Source organism: Acinetobacter sp. TGL-Y2 (assembly GCF_001612555.1).
Classification (GTDB): Bacteria; Pseudomonadota; Gammaproteobacteria; order Pseudomonadales; family Moraxellaceae; genus Acinetobacter.
Genome location: NZ_CP015110.1, coordinates 974,352 through 997,098 on the forward strand (window position 1 = coordinate 974,352; position 22,747 = coordinate 997,098).

Consider the following 22,747-nt stretch of genomic DNA (forward strand, 5'->3'; position numbering starts at 1 on the left):
CTAAGGGCGAAAAAATCAAAATCATCAACAAATGAAATTAAAAATCTTATTTCTTGCACGGCAAAAATTATGACCTGTACGTATTCTATCTAAAAAAAAATCATATACTAGCGTTAAGTGAGTAATATTCAACACGAAGCCTACACAAAATCAAAAATATTAAGAATCACATCATCCATGAATGGAGTCATCACGGTTCGATTTTAAAATAATATTCGGGATTTTGCCTAGAAAAATATCCTTGGCAATATCACCTTGTTGCTCAATATTATAATCTTGAAACGCTTTATGGTCTTTAAGCTGATAATGATAAGGATTGTATTTGCCCATCGATAGATAAAATGCAGTTTGTAAAATCGCGCCTTGGAACAATACAGAGATGCCTTGTTGGTGCTGATAAACATGAGCCATTTCATGGATGAATATGGATTTATAGCTTAGATTTTCCTGACTAAAATCTGCACTAAAATGCGCATTTCGAATATGAATATAGCCTTGGGGTGCCATAAACATATGCTTAGGTTGCCAAGGTAAAAAAGGATGATTCATGATTTTAACACGATCATACTCAATCAAATCTGCATAAACCGAGCGGCACAGCTTAATCTCACCCAAGGTTAGTCCACGATATCGAAATCGATCTAATTTTAATAAGCGGATTAATTCAGGTAATAATTTCAAACAGGAACTCCAATGATGCTTTTTCACTCAGTTTTAGTCATAAGCTCTCTCTAGGAGTGTAGCCTAAATAACACTAAAGCAAAAAGTTGCAAAACGTGTTATCTCACTGCTTTAAACATTACTGTCCTGAATTGACATAAAAGCTGCTTCAAATGCCCATTCAGTGCTTATTTTGTTAGACAATATTCATATTAGGTATTATTTGCACATTGAAAGTTCTATTTTGCAAATGGCGTGAGGAGTATTTTGGCGTAATTTTCTAAATACGAGGTTTGATTCACATTTAAGGTGGATTGAATTGAATTCACGTGTTTAGAAGAGAGTATCCGCCATGTTATTCGCTCAACCTATAAAAAAGTCGCTCGCACATTTGTTTGCAGGTCCAAAGTTCGATGCTGCTCAGCAGTCTAAAATTATCCCGATTAGACACATGAAGTTTGATTTTGACCATCGTGATATTGATCCCAAATTTTATTTAAACGCTGAACTGGCAAGTGCATATTTTGCATCATTATCTATATTTTTGACCTACGGTGAAGATCTGGTGATTGATACAGCGCGTTATCACCGCGATATGGTACAAGATCCATTATTGAAACAGCGTGTGACCTCTTTGATTGGTCAAGAAGCACTACATTCAAAACTGCATGAAGAATTAAACGATGTATTTTTAAAAGTAGATTTACCCGTGAAATTATTTCGATTCCTTGCACATAATATTTTTGAATATGGATTTAACCGCTTACCACAACCGATGAAACTCTCGCTGATGGCGGGTATTGAGCATTTTACTGCGGTGCTGGCTGAATACATGATGAACCATGAAGAGATTTTCTTTAAATCACAAGATGAAAAACAGCGTGCGATTTGGATGTGGCACATGTTGGAAGAGTCTGAACATAAAGACATTGCCTATGACGTGTTTCAGCATTTATCGGGTAATTATGCATTACGTGTGGCGGGCTTCTTTCCTGCGCTGATTACGATTTTAGTGCTGATCTCAGCGGCGTCACTTTTGGTTCCGTTTTATCGTAAACCGTCTAATCTAATCAGCTTGGCGTATTACAAAGATATGTACCGTAGTGCTGGACTGATCTTTGGTCTAAAAGATGGCGTATATGGCAGCACCCTTCGACATATTTTTGACTATTTACGTCCAAGTTTTCATCCGAATGATCATGATACTTCTGCACTTTTGGCTTACTACAAAGAGAAACTGTTAAATCCAGTGAATGGTGTATTGACGCCTTATTTTGTTAAAGAATTTACACCTGCTTTAAAAAGCTAAGGATTAGCTAAGTGGGAAGCGGTGACGAGTTGTCACACTGCAAATGACTGTATAAAAAATAAAATGGAATCAATATGAGATTATTTAAAAAGAAAAGGACACCAAGTCACAAAGCCTATGCAGTGGTGACGGGGGCTGGAAGTGGTATTGGTCGTAGCTTTTCGCTTGAACTTGCACGTCGTGGCGGGGAAGTTATATGTGCGGATATTAATTTGGCTGCGGCTGAGGAAACGGTAAAACTCATTCAGGCAGAAACAGGGCAAAAAGCTTATGCGATAGTCTGTGATGTGGGCGACAAAACTGCTGTTCAAGCACTCTCTGAGCAAGCTGAAAAGGTGCTAAACCATCCGGTCACCTTACTGATTAACAATGCAGGTGTTGGCTTAGGCGGTAAATTTGATGAAGTCTCTCTCGATGATTGGCAATGGTGTATGCATGTCAATCTATGGGGGGTGATTCACGGGTGTCACTTTTTTGTGCCTAAATTTAAAAAGCAAGGCTATGGTGCAATCATTAATGTTGCGTCAGCAGCAGGATATACAGCTGCACCTGAAATGACAGCGTATAACGTCACCAAGTCCAGTGTTTTAGCTCTCTCAGAAACCTTATCGGCAGAGCTGTATCCTGACAATATTCGAGTCAATGTGCTGTGTCCTACACTGGTACCCACCAATATTATGAAAAATGGACGTTTGCCTAAGCAGTACTCGGGTAAAGCGGATGATTTATTGCAAAACCATGCTTTTGTGACCAGTGATCAAGTGGCGCAGAAAACCTTAAATAACTTAGATGCTGGCAAGCTCTATACCATTCCTCAACCTGATGCAAAGCTATTTTGGCTCATGAAGCGCGCTTCACCTGCGCTGTACGCAAAGATGCTGGGTATGGGCTATCCGCTCTTTAAAAAATTTGTGAAATAAAAGATCAGAATGAAGTGTTTGAAATAATGATTCAGATTCAGTGAGTGAGACATAAAAATGACCAATCAAAATCAAGCAAAACAAAAATCAAAAGCTACAGTGAAAGAAAGTACCACTCAGAATGTTGTTGATAATAAGTTAAAAGTAGCGCCAGTTCATCTTATTGCAAACTCATTAACAGAGAGTAGTTCAACCCAAGATGCAGAGCAAAAACAACAATCAAATTCAGATGCTAAAGTGAATATGAACATACATATTTATGACACGATTGTGGTGGGTGCAGGCATCTCTGGTATTGCTGCGGCATATAAGATGAATCAAGCAGGCTATCATGATTACGTGGTACTAGAGAAAGCGGATCGAGTAGGTGGAACATGGCGTGACAACGACTATCCCGGTTGTGGTTGTGATGTTCCTTCTGCGCTTTATTCTTTCTCTTTTGCGCCAAGCCATAAGTGGAGTCATTTATTTGCCAAACAGCCTGAAATTCTAAGTTATTTAGAGAATGTAACGCGTAAATTCGATTTAAATAAAAAGATTGAATTAAACAATGAACTTAAAACTGCAAAATGGGATCAAGCCAAAGCAATTTGGAGCTTAGAAACATCAAAAGGCATGTATCAAGCGAAGACCGTTATATTCACCACGGGTCCGATCACGGAACCCTCTTTGCCAAAACTAAAAGGGATTGAGACCTTTAAAGGAGAAATGTTTCATTCGGCACGTTGGAATCATGATTATGATTTGACAGGTAAGCGTGTCGCCGTGATTGGAACAGGGGCATCCGCGATTCAATTTATTCCACAAGTGCAACCACTGGCAAAAGAGTTATTCGTCTTTCAAAGAACTGCACCGTGGGTGCTGCCAAAAGCAGACATGGATTTAAGTGATGCCGCCAAAGGTGTGATTAAGCGCTTTCCAATGATCCAAAAGACATGGCGGGGCAGTATTGCGCAAATTTTAAATGGGATTAATTTTGGTTTACGCAATCCAAAAGTATTAAAACCAATCAATCTATTGAGTCGTCAGTTGCTTAAACTTCAAATTGAAGATGAGCAATTACGTAAAGACGTGACGCCTAATTTCGATATTGGCTGTAAGCGTTTACTGTTTGCCAATAATTATTATCCAGCTTTGCAACAAGACAATGTCAGTTTGATTCCGCATGGTTTGGTTGAAATTGATGGGAATACAGTCGTTTCTGCCAATGGTGAGCGCCATGAAGTCGATGTGATTATCTGGGGCACTGGGTTTGAAGTGTCACATCCGCCCATTGGTAAGCGCGTCTATGATATTGAAGGTAAATTGCTCGCAGATCGATGGAAAGGTTCATCGCCAGAAGCGTACTTGGGCACCAGTATTGAAGGCTTGCCGAATGCCTTTTTGGTTCTGGGACCAAATATTTTGGTCTATGATTCATTTATTGGCATTGCTGAAGCACAAATTCAATATATTATCGATGGCTTGGTAAAAATGAAGTCTAAAAATATTAAGCAAATTCAAATTAAGAAAGATGTGCTAGATAAGCATAATTATCTGCTGCAAAAACATCTGAAAACCACAGTATTTAATGCTGGTGGTTGTAAGAGTTATTATTTAGATGTCAATGGTCGAAACTTTGCTGCATGGCCATGGTCGCTGAAGAAACTCAAACAACAGCTTAAAACATTGGAATTGAATCACTATGATGCCGCTTAATTTAAGATTTTGAACGAGTAAATGATAAAAAAGCCTGAATGTTGATTCAGGCTTTTTTATATACAAGGAGTGGGTTTAGCGTGCAGTTAAATTGCACGTGTATGATGTGTTAACCAAGCCAAGACATCACCCTTTAATAAGGGAGACAATTTTTCAAAAACCATTTGATGGTATTCATTTAACCATTTTTTTTCACTGTCATCTAAAAGCGCCAGATCAATGGGGTCCAGATGAATCGGACATACAGTCAGTGTTTCAAATTCAAGGAATTCGCCGTAGCTATCATCATCTAATGGTTTGAGCTGATTAACGACTAGGTTTTCAATCCGAATACCGTATTGTCCTGCATGATATAAACCAGGTTCATTGGAGATAATCATGCCTTCACGTAAGCGCGTATGTTCAGTCACAGGGGCGTAATAAGACAACACTTGAGGGCCTTCGTGTACATTCAAAGCAAAACCAACGCCGTGACCTGTTCCGTGGCGATAATCTAAACCATATTTCCATAAGGATTGTCTAGAGATTGCATCGAGCAGTGGTGATTGTAGACCTTCAGGGTAAGTGGTTTGTGCCAAAGCGATATGACATTTTAGAACAAGGGTGTAGTCACGCCGTTGTTGCGCTGTAAGCTGACCTACAGGAACCACACGCGTAATGTCGGTCGTGCCATCCACATATTGACCGCCAGAATCGATTAGCAGGAAGCCATTGCCTGAAATTTGACTGTAGTGCTCTTCGGTTGCTCGGTAGTGTGGCAAGGCACCATTTTCATTAAAGCCTGCAATGGTTGAAAAACTTAGCCCAATAAAACCTGGTTGTTCCGCACGAAAAGCCGTGATTTTTTCATCGATGGTGAGTTCAGAAATATTTTGCTTTGATGCTAAAGCATTTTCTAACCAGTGGAAAAAATGACACAGTGCAACACCATCCTTTTGCATGGCATTGCGAATATGTGCAATTTCAGAAGGATGCTTTCGTGATTTGAATAAAGTGGATGGATTTATTTGCTCAATCAAACGGTTATTTTTAGCTATTTGTTGTACATGTAGAATCGAAACTTTAGCAGGGTCAATCAGCACGGTTTGATTTTGCTGTGCGCTGAGAAAAGCATGACTTTCTATATAAGGTAGTATTTGAACACCATCTGCAATGAGGTTGTCTTTGAGTTGTTCCGAAACTTTAGTCGTATCAATAAATAAAAAAACGTGCTCAGCCTCAATCCAAAGGTGTGCCAAGAATACAGGATTGTACTCAACGTCTTTTCCACGACAGTTCAAAAGCCATGCAATATCATCTAAAGCTGAAATGAAATGCGCTGAAGCATTTGACTCAGTTATTTTTAAACGAATCGCTTGGATCTTTTCAGCACGTGTTAAGGCATTTAGACCCTCTGGCATTTGCCAAATCATTTGATTCGGTAGTGCAGGTCGGTCTGCCCAAATTTCGGATATTAAGTCAATTTGAGTAGAAATGTTAAAATTACCGAGTTGAGCTATTTTTTCTAAATCTGCAAATTGTTGTGCGGAAATGGTTTGACCATTTACAGAAATGAATGCATTTGCTTTAAGATTTTTAGTTAACCAAGCAAGATGTGTAGAGTCAGGATTCGTTGTTTGTTTCTGTAGTTCAAAGCCTGTATTCACCAATTGTTGCTCTGCTTGAACCCAGTAACGACCATCGACCCATAATCCAGCAAAATCTGCCGTAACCAAGATGGTACCCACAGAGCCGGTAAAACCTGTCAGCCACAATCGAACTTTCCAAAACTCAGCTAAGTATTCCGACATGTGCGGATCTGCACTCATGGCAATAAACACATCTACATTTTCAGAGCGCATTTTTTGACGGAGTAGCACTAATTTTTCGGGAATGCTATTTAGACTCATGCTTTAACCTGCTTTTTGTTCATGGCAATCGTTGACTAATTTTAAAATGGGTTTTCTAAGAAGAAATAGCACAATAGCACCAATGAGCAGTGCGATTACACAGCGTAGGAATAAAGTAGGTAAATTTGCAATTTCACTGGCTGAAACATGACCGCCAATTAAACCTGCCATTAAATTGCCAAGTGCTGAAGCTGTGAACCAAAGTCCCATGATTTGACCACGCATTATGGTGGGAGCAAGTTTGGTCATGGTAGAAAGACCTACAGGGCTTAAGCAAATTTCACCTAAAGTCATGAGCAGGAGCGTGCTGATCAGCCACATCGGTGAAACCAAACTATTTGGATGATTAAGTACCGAATAACTTGCAAATGTCATCACTAAAAAGCCAGCAGCAGCCAACAACAAGGCAATAATAAATTTGCTGATATAGCTTGGGTCTTTATTACGTTTGCCCAGTTTCACCCATAACCATGCTGCGACTGGTGCAAAGATAATGATGAATAAAGGATTGGCAGATTGAAACCAAACAGCAGGTACTTCAAAACCTAAAACATGACGATCTGTAAAATCTTGTGCAAATAGATTAAATGATGTTGGTTTTTGCTCAAATGCTGCCCAAAACAATGCAGCTGCTACAAAAAGTACCAAACAAATCAAAATCTTTTTCTTATCTATACTTTCTAAATGCGTAAAAAAATATAAATAACTAAAATAACTCGCCACAATGATACAAATGCTGATGGTGAGGTAAGTCACCACAGCGATTGGGTTGACTTGAATGACGCCCGTCGCAGTGAGACCAACGATGACGGCAACGATACTTAAAAAGAGCATGACCCACTTGGGTGCGTTGGGATTATCGTTGACAGCGGAATTCCAAGTATTGGCTTGACCATTGAGTGTATTTGTATGTTCAAGTTGTGGAACAGCAATCCATCTGAAAATGACCAAAGCAATTAACATTCCGATGCCACCGATCCCAAAGCCAATGTGCCATCCATAATCTTTGATCAAGAAACCCGTGAGTAGGGGTGCGATGAATGATCCGAGGTTAATGCCCATATAAAAAATGGAAAATCCTGCATCACGTCTAGAATCTTGGGCCGAATAAAGTGTACCGACAATTACAGAAATACAGGTTTTAAACAGTCCTGAACCAATGACAATTAAGACCAACCCAAAATAGAAAAAGAAGGGTGAAAATAGTGCGGTTAACGCAATAGAAAGATGTCCTAAAGCAATAATGATTGAGCCATACCAAACTGATTTTGCTTGCCCGAGCCAATTATCTGCGACCCAACCTCCTAAAATGGTCATTAAATACATAGAGCCAGCAAACAGTCCAACTGTTGCGGAGGCGCTAGGACGGTCTAAGCCTAACCCTCCTTCAGATACCAAGGCTGCCATATAAAGAATGAGTAAAGGGCGGATGCCATAGTATGAAAAGCGTTCCCAGAGTTCTGTAAAAAATAAACTTTTTAGCGGTTTAGGGTGTCCGAAAAATGCTTGATCGTTTTGTTGTAAATTATTTGGCACCTTCAAATCCTTTGAAAATGAGTAATAAGAATAAGTTTTGTAATATATAAAAAAAAGTTTTGTTTGTGCTGTTTGTTATTGCTATAGATTTGTAATATTCACATTAAAGCGGCATTAAAAATAATGGAACTTAATGTTGAATCATTTGAAGCGAGCATAAAAAAAACCACCCTAAAGGGTGGTTTTTAATTTATTCAATGCTTAATGAATTAACGATCTGCCATATCACGTTGAACTTCACCTGTGTAAAGTTGACGTGGACGACCGATTTTGTACGGGCCGCTGTGCATTTCTAACCAGTGGCTGATCCAGCCCACAGTACGCGCAAGTGCAAAGATGACCGTGAACATCGTCGTTGGAATACCAATCGCTTTAAGGATGATACCTGAGTAGAAGTCTACGTTAGGGTATAAGTTACGCTTGATGAAGTATTCGTCAGACAACGCAATACGTTCAAGTTCCATCGCTAAAGCAAGTTGTGGATCATTGATGCCTAGAGCAGCAAGGACTTCATCACAGGTCTCTTTCATTACTTTCGCACGTGGATCGAAGTTTTTGTAAACTCGGTGACCAAAGCCCATCAGTTTAACTTCTTTGGTTTTTACTTTTTCCATGAAGCCAGCAACGTTTTCTACCGAGCCGATTTCATCAAGCATAGTCAAAACAGCTTCGTTCGCGCCGCCGTGAGCAGGTCCCCAAAGTGCAGAGATACCCGCAGCAATACATGCATACGGATTTGCACCCGTAGAACCTGCCAAACGTACAGTTGACGTTGACGCATTTTGTTCGTGATCTGCATGAAGTGTGAAGATACGATCCATTGCTTTAGCAAGAATCGGATCAACTTTGTAATCACGATCAGCAGGTGTTGCGAACATCATGTGAAGGAAGTTTTCAGCGTAGTTCAAGTCATTACGTGGGTAAACAAACGGTTGACCGATAGTGTACTTGTAGCTCCAAGCTGCCAAAGTTGGAATCTTAGCAATCAAACGGATCGCAGTGATTTCACGGTGATCAACATTTTCGATATCTAAGCTGTTGTGGTAGAACGCAGATAACGCACCAACAACACCCACCATGATCGCCATAGGATGCGCATCACGACGGAAACCGTTGTAGAAACGACTAACTTGATCGTGAACCATGGTGTGGTTACGTACTTTAGCGTCAAATTCTGTTTTTTGTTCCGCTGTTGGAAGCTCGCCGTTTAAAAGTAAGTAGCAAGTTTCTAAGTAATCAGCTTTAGTCGCCAATTGGTCGATTGGATAGCCGCGATGTAAAAGAACACCTTTACCACCGTCGATGAATGTGATTTTAGATTCACATGCAGCTGTTGCCATAAAACCAGGATCAAAAGTAAAGTGACCTGAGGCCAATACATCTTTAACGTCGATTACATCTGGGCCCAATGTGCCGCTGTAAATTGGTAATTCAATTTCTTTGCCATCAAGCTGTAATACGGCTTTTTTGCCAGTTGCTTCAGACATTCAATAGATCTCCTGTCCTGGTGAATGTTTTATCTCGCCCGAAATAATCTGTTTTAGGAATCGGGCTTGACGGGTCTAAATTTGCTATAAGCTTAGTGAGTAGGCCAGAATTGTCAATTATACTTATGGATAAAAGTGACCACCTACAGTGACTGATTTTTTTACAGTTATGCTGCAGGCTAGCTCATTTCACTAGCGCCGCAGTATCATAAGTCAAATTCAACCAGAGGTGCAGAAAAAATCGGGAAGAACGTGTATATTTTAATGGTTTAAGCCGTTTTAAATGCACATATTAATACTTTTTATCAATAGTTTGGATTCGTTGAAAAGACTGAATTCGTAGAATTTACACAAGCTCTCGTCATAAAATATTCTCTTCATCTATTCAGAAACATCCTGAAATATTTTTTTTCATTTTAATAAAGGGTTGGTTAAAAAATAACAAAATACAAAGCCTCTCAAATGAGATTTTAACCTGCTTAAGTCTTTGTTGCCTAAAATCTAGAGTGTCCAGTTTGATATTTAGGGGTGAATAATTGACTAAAAAATTGATTGAAATTTAGCTAAAGAGCTAAAGTATCTGCTAAACAAGCAGAATTTATTCTTTTTTCTAATAATGCTTAATGTATTTGCTTATAATTGCTCTATTGCGTTCTATATGGCTGATATTAAAATAAATTTTATTATTTTTTTTGAATGAAATGTGGTGTTATTGTGCTTTAGTCTATATGAAACCCAGAAAATTAAACAGTAAACTTATATCATTAAAATGCCGAAATAATTATTCAAAAACAGTAATTTAACTTAAAATTAAACTGTAGATTTATTCGTATACAGTTAAATATATATGTAAATGATTCTTATTTAATTGTTTTTTGTTCTTTTTGGGCTTTTAGCGTGTTTGTATTTTGATAGGGGAAGTTTTATAATTCCGTGTCGTATAAATGTTTAGGCATTTACATGCCTGACAATGCCAGCTTTCCTTCGAATTAATTCCAACAAACTCCGGATGGAGTTTTTACTTACAGGATGCCCGCTGTGAAAAGCAACAGACCTGTCAATTTGTCCATGGGTCAAGTTTTAGAAGTAAACTTAAAATCCCCTGTGGCTATTGCATCAATTCTACACCGTCTTTCTGGTGTCATCGTATTTTTACTCGTACCGGTACTATTGTGGCTTCTTGACAAGTCTTTGTCATCGCCAGAAGGTTTTGCACAGGTTCAAGAAATCTTGAACGGTTTTGTTGTGCGCTTTATCGTATGGGTATTTGTAGCTGGCTTGATTTTCCACTTTATCGCTGGTGTTAAGCATTTACTTGCTGACGTTGGCGTAGCTGAAGAGCTTGAAAGTGGTCGCATGGCATCTACAATCGCATTAATCTTGTCTGCAATCGGTATCGTTGCGTCATTTGTATGGATCGTACTCTAATGAAAAGTGCTACAGGCTTTACAGGTTCGGGTTCGCGCGATTGGTTCATTCAACGTGTTAGTGCTGTTATTTTGGCTGTTTATACTGTTGTTGTTTTGGGTTGGATCTTGTGTAACAGCGGATTCAGCTATGAACAGTGGTATGGCTTCATGATGACAACGCCAATGAAGATTATGTCTTTATTGTCAGTCTTATCTCTTGTTGCACACGCTTGGATTGGTATGTGGCAAGTATTCACAGACTATGTGACGACTCGTCAAATGGGTCCTTCGGCGAATGGTTTGCGTATTGTGCTGACTTCAGCAGTGATTATTGCTGTGTTGGTATATGCAATCTGGGCGATCCAGATTTTTTGGGCGAATTGATAGGAAACAATCATGGGCGCTATAAACCCTAAAGAAGATTACACAAATATTCCACACGAAACTTTCGATGCAGTCATCGTTGGTGGGGGTGGTTCAGGTATGCGTGCGTCTTACCAACTTGCTCAAGCTGGTTTGAAAGTTGCGGTACTGACTAAAGTTTTCCCAACGCGTTCGCACACTGTAGCAGCGCAGGGTGGTATTGGTGCATCTCTTGGTAATATGCAAGAAGATAACTGGCACTATCACTTCTATGACACTGTAAAAGGTTCGGACTGGTTAGGTGACCAAGACGCAATCGAGTTTATGACGCGTGAAGCGCCGCAAGTGGTTTATGAATTAGAACACTTGGGTATGCCGTTTGACCGTAATGCGGACGGTACAATTTACCAACGTCCATTTGGTGGTCACTCTGCGAATTATGGCGAAAAAGCTGTGCCTCGTGCATGTGCTGCTGCCGATCGTACTGGTCACGCACTGCTTCATACGCTTTACCAAAGCAACGTCAAAATGGGTACTCAGTTCTTCGTAGAGTGGATCGCACTTGATCTTATTCGTAACGAAGCAGGTGATGTGCTTGGTGTTACCGCAATTGACCAAGAAACCGGTAAAATTGCAGTTTTCCAAGCGAAAGCGACCTTGTTTGCAACGGGTGGTGCGGGTCGTGTTTACCGTGCATCTACAAACGCTTATATCAATACGGGCGATGGTCTTGGTATGGCAGCGCGTGCAGGTATTCCATTACAAGATATGGAATTCTGGCAGTTCCACCCAACGGGTGTGGCTGGCGCAGGCGTATTGTTGACTGAAGGTTGTCGTGGTGAGGGTGCAATCCTTCGTAACGATTCGGGCGAGCCGTTCATGGAACGCTATGCTCCGACGCTTAAAGACTTGGCGCCACGTGACTTCGTATCACGTTCTATGGATCAAGAAATTAAGGAAGGTCGTGGTTGTGGTCCGAAGAAAGATCACATTTTACTTGATATGACGCACTTGGGTGCTGAAACGATCATGAAGCGTCTTCCATCTGTATTCGAGATTGGTAAGAAATTTGCGAACGTTGATATCACGAAACAGCCAATTCCTGTAGTGCCTACAATCCATTATCAAATGGGCGGTATTCCTACAAACATTCATGGTCAAGTTGTATTGCCTGAAAGCCCTGAGACATTGGCGTTTAAAGCAAGCTATGATAAAGACACTGATGTATATTCACACAATGCGGGTGAGCGTAACTTCACTAAACCTGTAAAAGGTTTCTACGCTATTGGCGAATGTTCATGTGTATCTGTACACGGTGCAAACCGTTTAGGTACCAACTCACTGCTTGATCTGGTTGTATTTGGTAAAGCTGCGGGTCAACACATCATCGATTACGTGACTAAACATCACGGTGATGAGTATGAGCCACTTCCAACAACTGTACTTGAGCAAACTGTTGCACGTATTCGTAAACTTGACGAATCGACTTCAGGTGAAAACGCACAAGATGTTGCTGATGCTATTCGTGATATCGTTCAGGACCATGCGGGTGTATTCCGTACAACTGCACTACTTGAAAAGGGTGTAAAAGAAATTCTTGCCCTTGAGCCACGTATTCGTAACATTCATTTGAAAGACAAATCTAAAGTATTTAACACAGCACGTGTTGAAGCTTTGGAAGTTGAAAACTTGTATGAAGTTGCTAAAGCAACGCTTATTTCAGCGGCTGCGCGTAAAGAGTGTCGTGGTGCGCATACGGTTGTAGACTTTGAGCTACCACCTGATCACCCAACATATTCTTATGGCCGTCGTGATGATGAGTGGATGAAGCATACTTTATGGTATTCATCGGACAACCGTCTTGAGTACAAGCCTGTACGTTACCGTCCATTGTCGGTTGACGCTATTCCACCTAAACCACGTACGTTCTAATTGGGAGAAATGAGATGAGTAGAGGTATTCGTACATTTAATATCTACCGCTATGATCCTGATAAGGATAAAGCACCGTACATGCAAACATTTAAACTTGAGTTGACAGATAAGCACCGTATGTTGCTTGATGCACTTTTGGCATTAAAAGTTGAAGATGAGTCACTCACATTCCGTCGCTCTTGTCGTGAAGGTATTTGTGGTTCAGATGGTGTGAACATCAATGGTAAAAACGGTTTGGCATGTCTTTGGAATCTAAACGATTTGCCTGACGTGATTACTGTTCGTCCATTGCCTGGTCTTCCAGTTGTGAAAGACTTGGTGGTCGATATGAATCAGTTCTACGATCAGTATGACAAAATTCAACCGTTCCTGATTAACAATCAGCCTGCGCCACCGAAAGAGCGTTTACAGTCTCCTGAAGAGCGTGAACATCTTGATGGTTTGTATGAGTGTATCCTTTGTGCGTGTTGTTCAACAGCATGCCCGTCGTTCTGGTGGAATCCTGATAAATTCTTAGGCCCATCTGCACTTTTGAATGCATACCGCTTCATTATTGACTCGCGTGATACAGCAACGCAAGATCGTTTGGCTCGTCTTGATGACCCATTCTCTTTATTCCGTTGTAAAGGCATTATGAACTGCGTGTCTGTTTGCCCTAAAGGTTTGAACCCGACAAAAGCAATCGGTCACATCCGTAATATGATGTTTGATCAAGCAGGTTAATCTTTGGCTTTGAAAAAGGCACACTGTAAAGTGTGCTTTTTTTTATGCAAAAAATAAGATCAAGCCTCATTTTTTGGACAACAAGTTTAAGTGGTTAGAAATGACCCAATAATCGGTGAAATACTGGGGTGTGACTTGGATGAGGGGCTATTGCATCAGCATTTAGGAATTTATAATGTTAATATATTGCACAGATAGACTGAAAATTTATTAGGCTTTAGTCTATTTTGGTGTTTATTTTGAGGAAGATGCATAAAATGCACCTGAGTTTAAACGATTAAATTTGAGATGTATTTAGCTAATTTATAAGTGGTATGTGGCAATAAAATCAATTCATGTTAAGCTTCATGTTAGCATTTAACACGTTATTTAAAGCTGAAAAAATATCTGAATTACGTACATTTTTTCAACATATCCACTGTTTGGTAAAGCTTAAAACTTATAGATAATAAAACGAATTGAAGTTGCTTTAGGAAAACCAAATCTGCGCTTGTTTTTTCTAAGTCAATTTGCAAAAAATTGCTCGATTTTATCGAGTATGAAGATGAGTGATGATGCCAAACACGGCGTTGTGATTCGTTATTGGTGTTAGGGCTTGCTCTAATACTGTGAACGCCCCATGGTCATTTGTGCCTGATGGGTGAATGTCAATTTACCATTTGGCATTCTCAATCATGGGAGAGCTTAAAAAGCTTCCTGTAATGTTTTGCAATAGGAAATGGGTCCACAAATGCAAGAAGTTGCTGACGCTCTGCGTCTTGACACTGAACTTTCCGCTGACAGTGCAGCGTATATTGAAGAACTTTATGAGCAGTATTTAACAGCGCCGGATTCAGTTGGTGCTGACTGGCAAGAATACTTCGGTAAATTCCCTAAGGGTGATCAACCACACAGCAATGTACGTGAGCAATTCCTTTTATTAGGTCGTAATTCAAATCGTATCCAGCCTGTCGTACAAAGTGCAGTAAGTTCAGAGCACGAACGTCGTCAAATTGGCGTATTACAGCTCATCGCAGCATATCGTAATCGTGGTCACCAAAAAGCAAAATTAGATCCACTGGGTTTGGCAAAACGCGAAGACGTACCAGACTTAGATCTTGCTGCGCACGGTTTAACCAAGTCAGATTTAGACACTGTATTTAATGCAGGTAATTTGGCGATTGGTAAAGCTGAAGCAACACTAGGTGAAATGGTTGCAGCAATGGAAGCGACGTACTGTGCTTCTATTGGTGTGGAATACATGCACATCGTTGATACCAAGGAAAAACGTTGGATTCAACAGCGTCTGGAAGGCACCAAAGGTCAATTTGGTTTTTCTTTAGAGCAAAAGAAACACGTTCTAGAGCGCTTAACAGCAGCTGAAGGCCTTGAGAAATTCTTAGGTAATAAATACGTTGGTGCGAAGCGTTTTGGTGTTGAGGGTGGCGAGTCTTTCATCCCGATGGTAGATGCATTAATTCAATATGCAGGTGCTGTGGGTTGTAAAGAAGTTGTGATTGGGATGCCACACCGTGGTCGTCTTAACCTTCTTGTCAACATTATGGGTAAAAACCCAGCTGAATTGTTTGGTGAGTTTGAAGGTAAATCTCTTCATAAGAAAGGTTCTGGTGACGTTAAGTATCACCAAGGCTTTTCTTCAAACGTGATGACTTCAGGTGGCGAAGTTCACCTAGCATTGGCGTTTAACCCATCGCATTTAGAAATCGTAGGCCCTGTGGTTGAGGGCTCTGTACGTGCGCGTCAAGTGCGTCGTAAAGATATTGGTGGTGATGACGTATTACCAGTTATTGTTCATGGTGATGCAGCATTTGCAGGTCAAGGTGTTAACCAAGAAACCTTCCAAATGTCACAAACTCGTGGCTATACGGTAGGTGGTACTGTTCATATTGTCGTGAATAACCAAGTGGGTTTCACGACATCTGATCCACGTGATGCGCGTTCTACAGAATACTGTACTGATATTGCAAAAATGATTCAGGCACCGATCTTCCATGTTAATGGTGATGATCCCGAGTCTGTGTTGTTTGTTGCTCAATTGGCACATGATTTCCGTCATACATTCCGTAAAGATGTTGTGATTGATATGTTCTGCTATCGTCGTCGCGGTCATAACGAAGCGGATGAACCGGCTGCAACTCAGCCAATGATGTATCAAGTCATCACTAAAAAACCAACCACACGTACGCTTTATGCAGATCAATTGGTTCAACAAGGTGTTTTAGATCGTGGGCAAGCAGATCAAATGGTAGAAGACTATCGTTCAGATCTTGAAGCCGGTAAACATGTTGCCAATGCACTTGTATTGGAGCCAAATACAAAAATGTTTGTCGATTGGTCTCCATACTTGGGTCATGATTATACAGATGAATGGGATACTTCATTCCCAATCGAGCGCTTAAAAGAGCTTGGTACAAAAATGCGTCAATTGCCTGAAGGCTTTGTGATGCAGCGCCAAGTATCTAAAGTGATTGATGATCGTTTGAAAATGCAAACAGGCGAAATGCCACTCAACTGGGGTGCTGCAGAAGTTTTAGCGTATGCAACTATTCTAGATGAAGGCTTCTTGGTTCGTTTAACAGGTGAGGATGTGGGCCGTGGTACGTTCTCACATCGTCATGCGAAATTGCATAACCAAGTAGATGGTTCAGTCTATATTCCACTTTGTCATATCAAAGAAAATCAGCCACGTACTGCAATTTATGACTCTTTGTTGTCAGAAATGGCAGTGCTTGCATTTGAATATGGCTATGCAACGACATTACCGAAAAGCTTGATCATTTGGGAAGCGCAATTCGGTGACTTTGCTAACTGTGCTCAAGTCGTGATCGATCAGTTCATCGCATCAGGTGAAACGAAATGGGAGCGTGTATGTGGTTTAACCATGCTTCTTCCACATGGTTATGAAGGTCAAGGTCCTGAGCATTCTTCAGCACGTTTAGAGCGTTTCTTACAGCTTTGTGCAGAAGACAATATGCAAGTGATCACACCAACGACACCAGCTCAGATTTTCCATGCGATGCGTCGTCAAGCACTTCGTCCAATTCGTAAACCAATGATTATCACGTCACCGAAATCATTGCTTCGTCACAAGTTAGCGACCTCTACTTTAGAAGAGCTGGCTACGGGTTCATTCCAAACTGTGATCGATGAAGTCGATAACCTCAGTAAAGCAGACGTAACGCGTTTAGTGCTTTGTGGTGGTAAGGTGTATTACGACTTGCTTGAAAAACGTCGTGAAGAGAACTTAAACATTGCGATTGTACGCGTGGAACAGTTGTATCCGTATCCAGAACAACGCATTGCTGAAGTTCTAGCAACGTATCCAAATGTCAAAGAGATTGTTTGGTGTCAAGAAGAGCCGAAAAACCAAGGCGCTTGGTTATTCATTGCTCCACGTTTATACGATGACATCATGAAATCTGGTCAACAGATTCGTATTAGCTACGCAGGCCGTGAAGCATCTGCTGCACCTGCATGTGGCTCACCTTACTTGCATGCAAAACAACAAGCTCAGCTCGTCAATGACGCATTAGCGATCGTAGTTGAACAATCAGGAGAAACGAAATAATGGCAACCGAAATTAAAGCACCGGTATTTCCAGAGTCAGTTGCAGATGGAACAGTGGCAACTTGGCATAAACAACCGGGCGAAGCTGTATCACGTGATGAAGTGATCTGCGATATCGAAACAGATAAAGTTGTTTTAGAAGTGGTTGCTCCTGCTGACGGTACAATTGCACAAATTATCAAAGGCGAAGGCGATACTGTGCTTTCTGCTGAAGTGATTGCGACATTTGAGGAGGGTGTTGTATCTGGCGCTGCTCAAACTCAAGCTGTTCAGTCAGAAGAAAAAGTAGAACAAGCTGCCGCACAAACTGAAGCAGGTGCTGCGCCTGTTGTTGAACGTGCTCAAGTTTCTGATCAAGCACCAGCGGTTCGTAAAGCTTTGACTGAAACTGGCATCAATGCTGCTGATGTGTCAGGTTCTGGTCGTGGTGGTCGCATCACCAAAGAAGATGTTGCAAATCATCAAACTAAACCAGCTGCGTCTGCTGCTGCGCCATTAAACGTAGCTGCGGGTGAACGCATCGAAAAACGTGTTCCAATGACACGTCTTCGTAAGCGTGTTGCTGAGCGTCTTCTTGCAGCAACGCAAGAAACTGCGATGTTGACCACATTCAACGAAGTGAACATGAAACCAATCATGGACATGCGTAACCAATATAAAGAAGCTTTTGAAAAGCGTCATGGTGCACGTCTTGGCTTTATGTCATTCTTCGTTAAGGCTGCCACAGAAGCCCTTAAACGTTACCCAGCGGTAAATGCGTCAATTGATGGCGATGATATTGTTTATCACGGTTACTATGACATCGGTGTTGCTGTGTCATCTGAACGTGGTCTAGTGGTTCCTGTTCTTCGTGATACAGACCGCATGAACTATGCTGAAGTTGAAAATGGCATCCGTGCATATGCAGGTAAAGCACGTGACGGTAAACTCGGTATTGAAGATATGACTGGCGGTACATTCACCATCACCAATGGCGGTACTTTCGGTTCACTTCTTTCTACGCCAATTTTAAACACGCCACAAACTGCAATTTTGGGTATGCACAAAATCCAAGAACGTCCAATGGCAGTCAATGGTCAAGTTGAAATCTTGCCAATGATGTACTTAGCGTTATCTTATGATCACCGTTTAATCGATGGTAAAGAAGCGGTAGGTTTCCTTGTAACAATCAAAGAATTGTTAGAAGAGCCAGCACGTCTTATCCTTGATCTTTAATACTTACCATTGAAAATAATCTAAGACAGAGCGATCCTCTGTCTTAGTGCTTGGAGATAAAAATGTCTCAACAGTTCGATTTAGTTGTAATCGGCGGTGGACCAGGTGGTTATGAAGCTGCAATTCGTGCTGCTCAACTTGGTTTCAAAGTTGCATGTATTGAAAAACGTATTCATAAAGGTAAACCATCTTTAGGTGGTACATGCTTAAACGTGGGTTGTATTCCATCTAAAGCATTACTTGATTCTTCACACCGTTATGAAGATACAGTGCATCATTTAGATGATCACGGTATTACCACAGGTGAAGTGAAGTTTGATCTTGCAAAATTACTTGCACGTAAAGATAAAATTGTTGACCAATTGACTATGGGTATCGACGGCCTTTTAAAAGGTAATGGTATTGAGTGGTTAAAAGGTACGGGTAAACTTCTTGCGGGTAAAAAAGTAGAATTTGTCTCTCACGAAGGTGAAACTCAAGTTTTAGAGCCTAAGTTTGTCATTCTTGCAACAGGTTCTGTACCAATTAATATTCCTTCAGCTCCTGTAGATCAAGATGTAATCGTTGATTCAACGGGCGCACTTGAATTCCAAGAAGTACCGAAGCGTTTAGGCGTGATTGGTGCGGGTGTAATTGGTTTAGAGCTGGGTTCAGTTTGGCGTCGTTTGGGTGCTGAAGTTGTTGTATTTGAAGCAATGGATGCATTTTTACCAATGGCTGATAAAGCATTGGCGAAAGACTACCAAAAACTTTTGACTAAACAAGGTCTTGATATTCGTGTTGGTGCGAAAGTATCGGGTACTGAAGTCAATGGTTCAGAAGTAACCGTTCAATATACCCAAGCTGGCGAAGATAAAACTCAAACTTTCGATAAATTAATTGTTTGTGTTGGTCGTCGTGCATATGCTGAAGGTCTATTGGCTGAAGATTGCGGTATTCAGCTGACTGAACGTGGTTTGGTTGAAGTCAATGATTGGTGTGCGACTTCTGTTGAAGGCGTTTACGCCATTGGTGACTTGGTACGCGGTCCAATGCTTGCACATAAAGCAATGGAAGAAGGTGTTATGGCTGTTGAACGTATGCACGGTCATGCAGCTCAAGTGAACTATGACACCATCATTTCTGTGATTTACACACATCCAGAAGCGGCGTGGGTGGGTTTAACAGAACAGCAAGCGACTGAGAAAGGTCATGAAGTGAAAACCGGTCAATTCGGTTTCGCTGCAAATGGTCGTGCAATGGCTGCTGGTGAAAATGCTGGTTTCGTGAAGTTTGTTGCTGATGCAAAAACAGATCGTTTACTCGGTATGCACGTGATTGGACCTGCCGCGTCTGATATCGTTCATCAAGGTATGATTGCACTTGAGTTTGTATCATCTGTTGAAGATCTTCAATTGATGACATTCGGTCACCCAACTTTCTCTGAAGTCGTTCATGAAGCTGCATTGGCAGTGGATGGACGAGCGATTCACGCGATTCAGCGCAAACGTAAATAAAAAGAAAAGAGCGGCTCGGGCCGCTCTTTTTGCATTTGGTGGTTGTTTTTGTATGAATAATCATCTAAAACTAATAATAGAAAATTAAATAAATGCTGGCACTTATCGTGATGGATGTTGGAGTGTTGGTGGTCATAAAAACGTGAAAAGTAGCAAAGGGTATAAAGAATGAATTTACACGAATATCAAGCTAAAACGCTGTTAAAAAAATATGGAATGCCTGTTCAAGAAGGAATTCTTGCGACCAATGCCGACGAGGCAGTTGCCGCGTTTGAGCAGCTAGGTGGCAAGTTCGCTGTGATGAAGGCACAAGTGCATGCAGGTGGTCGTGGTAAGGCTGGCGGTGTAAAAGTGGCCAAATCTAAAGAAGAGGTTGTAGCCTATGCAAATTCGATTATTGGTACTAATCTAGTCACGTATCAAACTGATGCCAATGGTCAGCCTGTGAACAGCCTGCTCATTTGTGAAGATGTTTACCCCGTTGAGCGTGAGCTTTACTTAGGTGCAGTGGTTGATCGTTCAAGCCGTCGTGTAACCTTCATGGCATCTACTGAAGGCGGTGTTGAAATTGAAAAAGTTGCTGAAGAAACCCCAGAAAAAATTATTAAAGTTGAAGTTGATCCTCTAGTCGGTCTTCTGCCTTTCCAAGCGCGTGATGTTGCATTTAAGCTCAATCTCAAAGATGGTCAAATTAACCAATTTGTGAAAGTGATGACTGCTGCATACCAAGCTTTTATTGAAAATGATTTTGCCTTATTTGAAATTAACCCGCTTTCAGTTCGTGAAAATGGCGATATTTTATGTGTGGATGCCAAAGTGGGGATCGATTCAAATGCCCTGTATCGGTTACCTGAAATTAATGCGATGCGTGACAAATCTCAAGAGAATGAGCGTGAGCTTAAAGCCTCTGAGTTTGATCTGAACTATGTTGCCTTAGAGGGTAATATTGGTTGTATGGTGAATGGCGCAGGTCTTGCCATGGCGACCATGGACATTATTAAGCTTTATGGTGGTCAGCCTGCGAACTTCCTTGACGTTGGCGGCGGCGCAACCAAAGACCGAGTGATTGAAGCATTTAAAATCATTTTGTCAGATACCACTGTAGAAGCGATCTTAATCAATATCTTTGGTGGAATTGTACGTTGTGACATGATTGCTGAAGCGATTATTGCAGCGGTTCAAGAAGTTAATGTAACGGTTCCTGTTGTTGTTCGCCTTGAGGGGAATAATGCTGAACTCGGTGCAAAATTACTCGATGAATCAGGTCTTAAATTAATTTCTGCAACCGGCCTTGCCGATGCTGCGGAAAAAGTTGTTGCTGCAGTGAAAGCGTAAGGGAGTATCAATCATGAGCGTATTAGTTAATAAAAACACAAAAGTATTGGTACAGGGCTTTACCGGTAAAAATGGTACTTTTCATTCTGAGCAAGCTTTAGCCTACGGCACAAAAGTTGTGGGTGGTGTAACCCCAGGTAAGGGCGGACAACAACATCTAAACCTTCCTGTTTTCAATACAATGAATGAAGCGGTTAAAGAAACACAGGCAGATGCATCTGTGATCTATGTACCTGCACCCTTTGTTTTGGATTCAATCGTTGAGGCGGTGGATTCAGGTATCCAGCTGATTGTCGTGATCACTGAAGGTGTTCCAACCCTAGATATGTTGAAAGCCAAACGTTACCTTGAAACCTATGGTAATGGCGCACGCTTAATTGGGCCAAACTGTCCAGGTATTATCACACCAGGTGAATGTAAGATTGGTATTATGCCAGGACATATTCATCAACCGGGTAAAATCGGGATTATCTCGCGTTCAGGCACACTCACCTATGAGGCTGTTGCTCAAACGACTAAGCTTGGACTCGGTCAATCGACTTGTATCGGTATTGGTGGTGATCCAATTCCGGGTATGAATCAAATTGATTGCCTAAAACTGTTCCAAGAAGATCCACAAACTGAAGCCATTATTATGATTGGTGAAATTGGTGGAACTGCGGAAGAAGAAGCTGCTGAATATATCAAATCTCATGTGACTAAACCTGTCGTGGGCTATATTGCCGGTGTTACAGCACCTAAAGGTAAGCGTATGGGTCATGCAGGCGCCATTATCTCGGGTGGTCAAGGTACGGCAGAAGAGAAATTTGCTGCTTTTGAACGTGCAGGAATGGCATATACGCGTAGTCCTGCAGAGTTAGGGTCTACAATGCTACAGGTTTTGAAAGAAAAAGGTTTAGTTAAGTAAGGTTGAAATTTGAGCTAAAAATAAAACCTCCATTTATTGGGGGTTTTTTGTACATAATATGTTTACATAAAATACATTGAATTATTTTAAAATTTTTATAATAAATAATTAAGCAAAAAAACAAATGTGACATTAGTCACATATAATTCTAGTGAGGTGATGAAAATTTAGAAATTCTAAACCAAATAATATTTTAACCCTATTGATTAAACAATGAGCGTTAAGGTTTGCTGGAATTGGTATTTAGTTTTAATTAATAAATATTGTAAGTTCATAAAAAATAATGATAAATATGCTGA

General features: G+C 40.9%; 16 protein-coding genes. 12 read left to right on the forward strand and 4 right to left on the reverse strand.

The features are described from left to right. Positions 1–171 precede the first annotated feature (171 nt). On the reverse strand, positions 172–681 hold the full coding sequence (locus tag AMD27_RS04605) for a hypothetical protein (RefSeq protein WP_067656985.1): 510 nt from the start codon (positions 679–681) through the stop codon (positions 172–174). Positions 682–1,012: 331 nt separating this feature from the next. Between AMD27_RS04605 and AMD27_RS04610 the strand changes: the two genes are divergently transcribed. From AMD27_RS04610 to AMD27_RS04620, 3 genes are all read left to right on the forward strand, one after another. Continuing rightward, positions 1,013–1,969, forward strand: a complete 957-nt coding sequence (locus AMD27_RS04610; RefSeq protein ID WP_067656988.1) for a metal-dependent hydrolase — start codon at positions 1,013–1,015, stop codon at positions 1,967–1,969. A 74-nt stretch (positions 1,970–2,043) separates the two neighbouring features. Continuing rightward, the gene (locus tag AMD27_RS04615) at positions 2,044–2,889 is read left to right on the forward strand and encodes an SDR family NAD(P)-dependent oxidoreductase (RefSeq protein ID WP_067656991.1); all 846 of its coding nucleotides are present in this window, start codon (positions 2,044–2,046) and stop codon (positions 2,887–2,889) included. Between the two features lie 243 nt (positions 2,890–3,132). Beyond that, complete coding sequence (locus tag AMD27_RS04620; RefSeq protein WP_067662770.1) at positions 3,133–4,587, forward strand: flavin-containing monooxygenase; 1,455 nt, start codon at positions 3,133–3,135, stop codon at positions 4,585–4,587. 86 nt (positions 4,588–4,673) lie between these two features. Here AMD27_RS04620 and AMD27_RS04625 read toward each other — a convergent pair whose 3' ends face one another. The 3 genes from AMD27_RS04625 to gltA all read right to left on the reverse strand — a co-directional run bounded on the left by AMD27_RS04625 (position 4,674) and on the right by gltA (position 9,499). Beyond that, positions 4,674–6,476, reverse strand: coding sequence for an aminopeptidase P family protein (locus AMD27_RS04625; protein WP_067656994.1), 1,803 nt, complete (start codon positions 6,474–6,476; stop codon positions 4,674–4,676). Between the two features lie 3 nt (positions 6,477–6,479). After that, positions 6,480–8,012 carry a peptide MFS transporter gene (locus tag AMD27_RS04630; RefSeq protein WP_067656997.1) on the reverse strand — a complete coding sequence of 511 codons (1,533 nt, stop codon included), beginning with the start codon at positions 8,010–8,012 and terminating at the stop codon, positions 6,480–6,482. A 209-nt stretch (positions 8,013–8,221) separates the two neighbouring features. Further along, positions 8,222–9,499, reverse strand: coding sequence for a citrate synthase (gltA, locus tag AMD27_RS04635; protein WP_067657000.1), 1,278 nt, complete (start codon positions 9,497–9,499; stop codon positions 8,222–8,224). A 1,029-nt stretch (positions 9,500–10,528) separates the two neighbouring features. On the opposite strand from gltA, the gene sdhC reads away from it, so the two are divergent. The 9 genes from sdhC (at position 10,529) to sucD (ending at position 22,448) form a co-directional block, all read left to right on the forward strand. Continuing rightward, positions 10,529–10,927, forward strand: coding sequence for a succinate dehydrogenase, cytochrome b556 subunit (gene sdhC, locus AMD27_RS04640; RefSeq protein ID WP_067657003.1), 399 nt, complete (start codon positions 10,529–10,531; stop codon positions 10,925–10,927). After that, positions 10,927–11,292 (forward strand): succinate dehydrogenase, hydrophobic membrane anchor protein, encoded by a 366-nt coding sequence (gene sdhD / locus AMD27_RS04645; protein WP_067657007.1) that lies wholly within the window; start codon positions 10,927–10,929, stop codon positions 11,290–11,292. The genes sdhC and sdhD overlap by 1 nt, the downstream gene beginning before the upstream one ends. 12 nt (positions 11,293–11,304) lie before the next feature. Further along, complete coding sequence (locus AMD27_RS04650) at positions 11,305–13,203, forward strand: FAD-binding protein (RefSeq protein WP_067657011.1); 1,899 nt, start codon at positions 11,305–11,307, stop codon at positions 13,201–13,203. A gap of 14 nt (positions 13,204–13,217) precedes the next feature. Further along, a complete protein-coding gene (locus AMD27_RS04655) occupies positions 13,218–13,928 on the forward strand; it encodes a succinate dehydrogenase iron-sulfur subunit (protein WP_067657014.1) in 711 nt (236 codons plus the stop codon). 730 nt (positions 13,929–14,658) lie between these two features. Next, on the forward strand, positions 14,659–17,496 hold the full coding sequence (locus AMD27_RS04660) for a 2-oxoglutarate dehydrogenase E1 component (protein WP_067662773.1): 2,838 nt from the start codon (positions 14,659–14,661) through the stop codon (positions 17,494–17,496). After that, positions 17,496–18,710, forward strand: a complete 1,215-nt coding sequence (gene odhB, locus AMD27_RS04665) for a 2-oxoglutarate dehydrogenase complex dihydrolipoyllysine-residue succinyltransferase (RefSeq protein WP_067657017.1) — start codon at positions 17,496–17,498, stop codon at positions 18,708–18,710. The genes AMD27_RS04660 and odhB overlap by 1 nt, the downstream gene beginning before the upstream one ends. 62 nt (positions 18,711–18,772) lie before the next feature. Then, positions 18,773–20,206 (forward strand): dihydrolipoyl dehydrogenase, encoded by a 1,434-nt coding sequence (lpdA, locus tag AMD27_RS04670; protein ID WP_067657020.1) that lies wholly within the window; start codon positions 18,773–18,775, stop codon positions 20,204–20,206. 168 nt (positions 20,207–20,374) lie between these two features. Beyond that, the gene (gene sucC, locus AMD27_RS04675) at positions 20,375–21,541 is read left to right on the forward strand and encodes an ADP-forming succinate--CoA ligase subunit beta (protein WP_067657023.1); all 1,167 of its coding nucleotides are present in this window, start codon (positions 20,375–20,377) and stop codon (positions 21,539–21,541) included. Between the two features lie 13 nt (positions 21,542–21,554). Then, positions 21,555–22,448, forward strand: coding sequence for a succinate--CoA ligase subunit alpha (gene sucD, locus AMD27_RS04680; protein WP_067657026.1), 894 nt, complete (start codon positions 21,555–21,557; stop codon positions 22,446–22,448). Positions 22,449–22,747 lie beyond the last annotated feature (299 nt).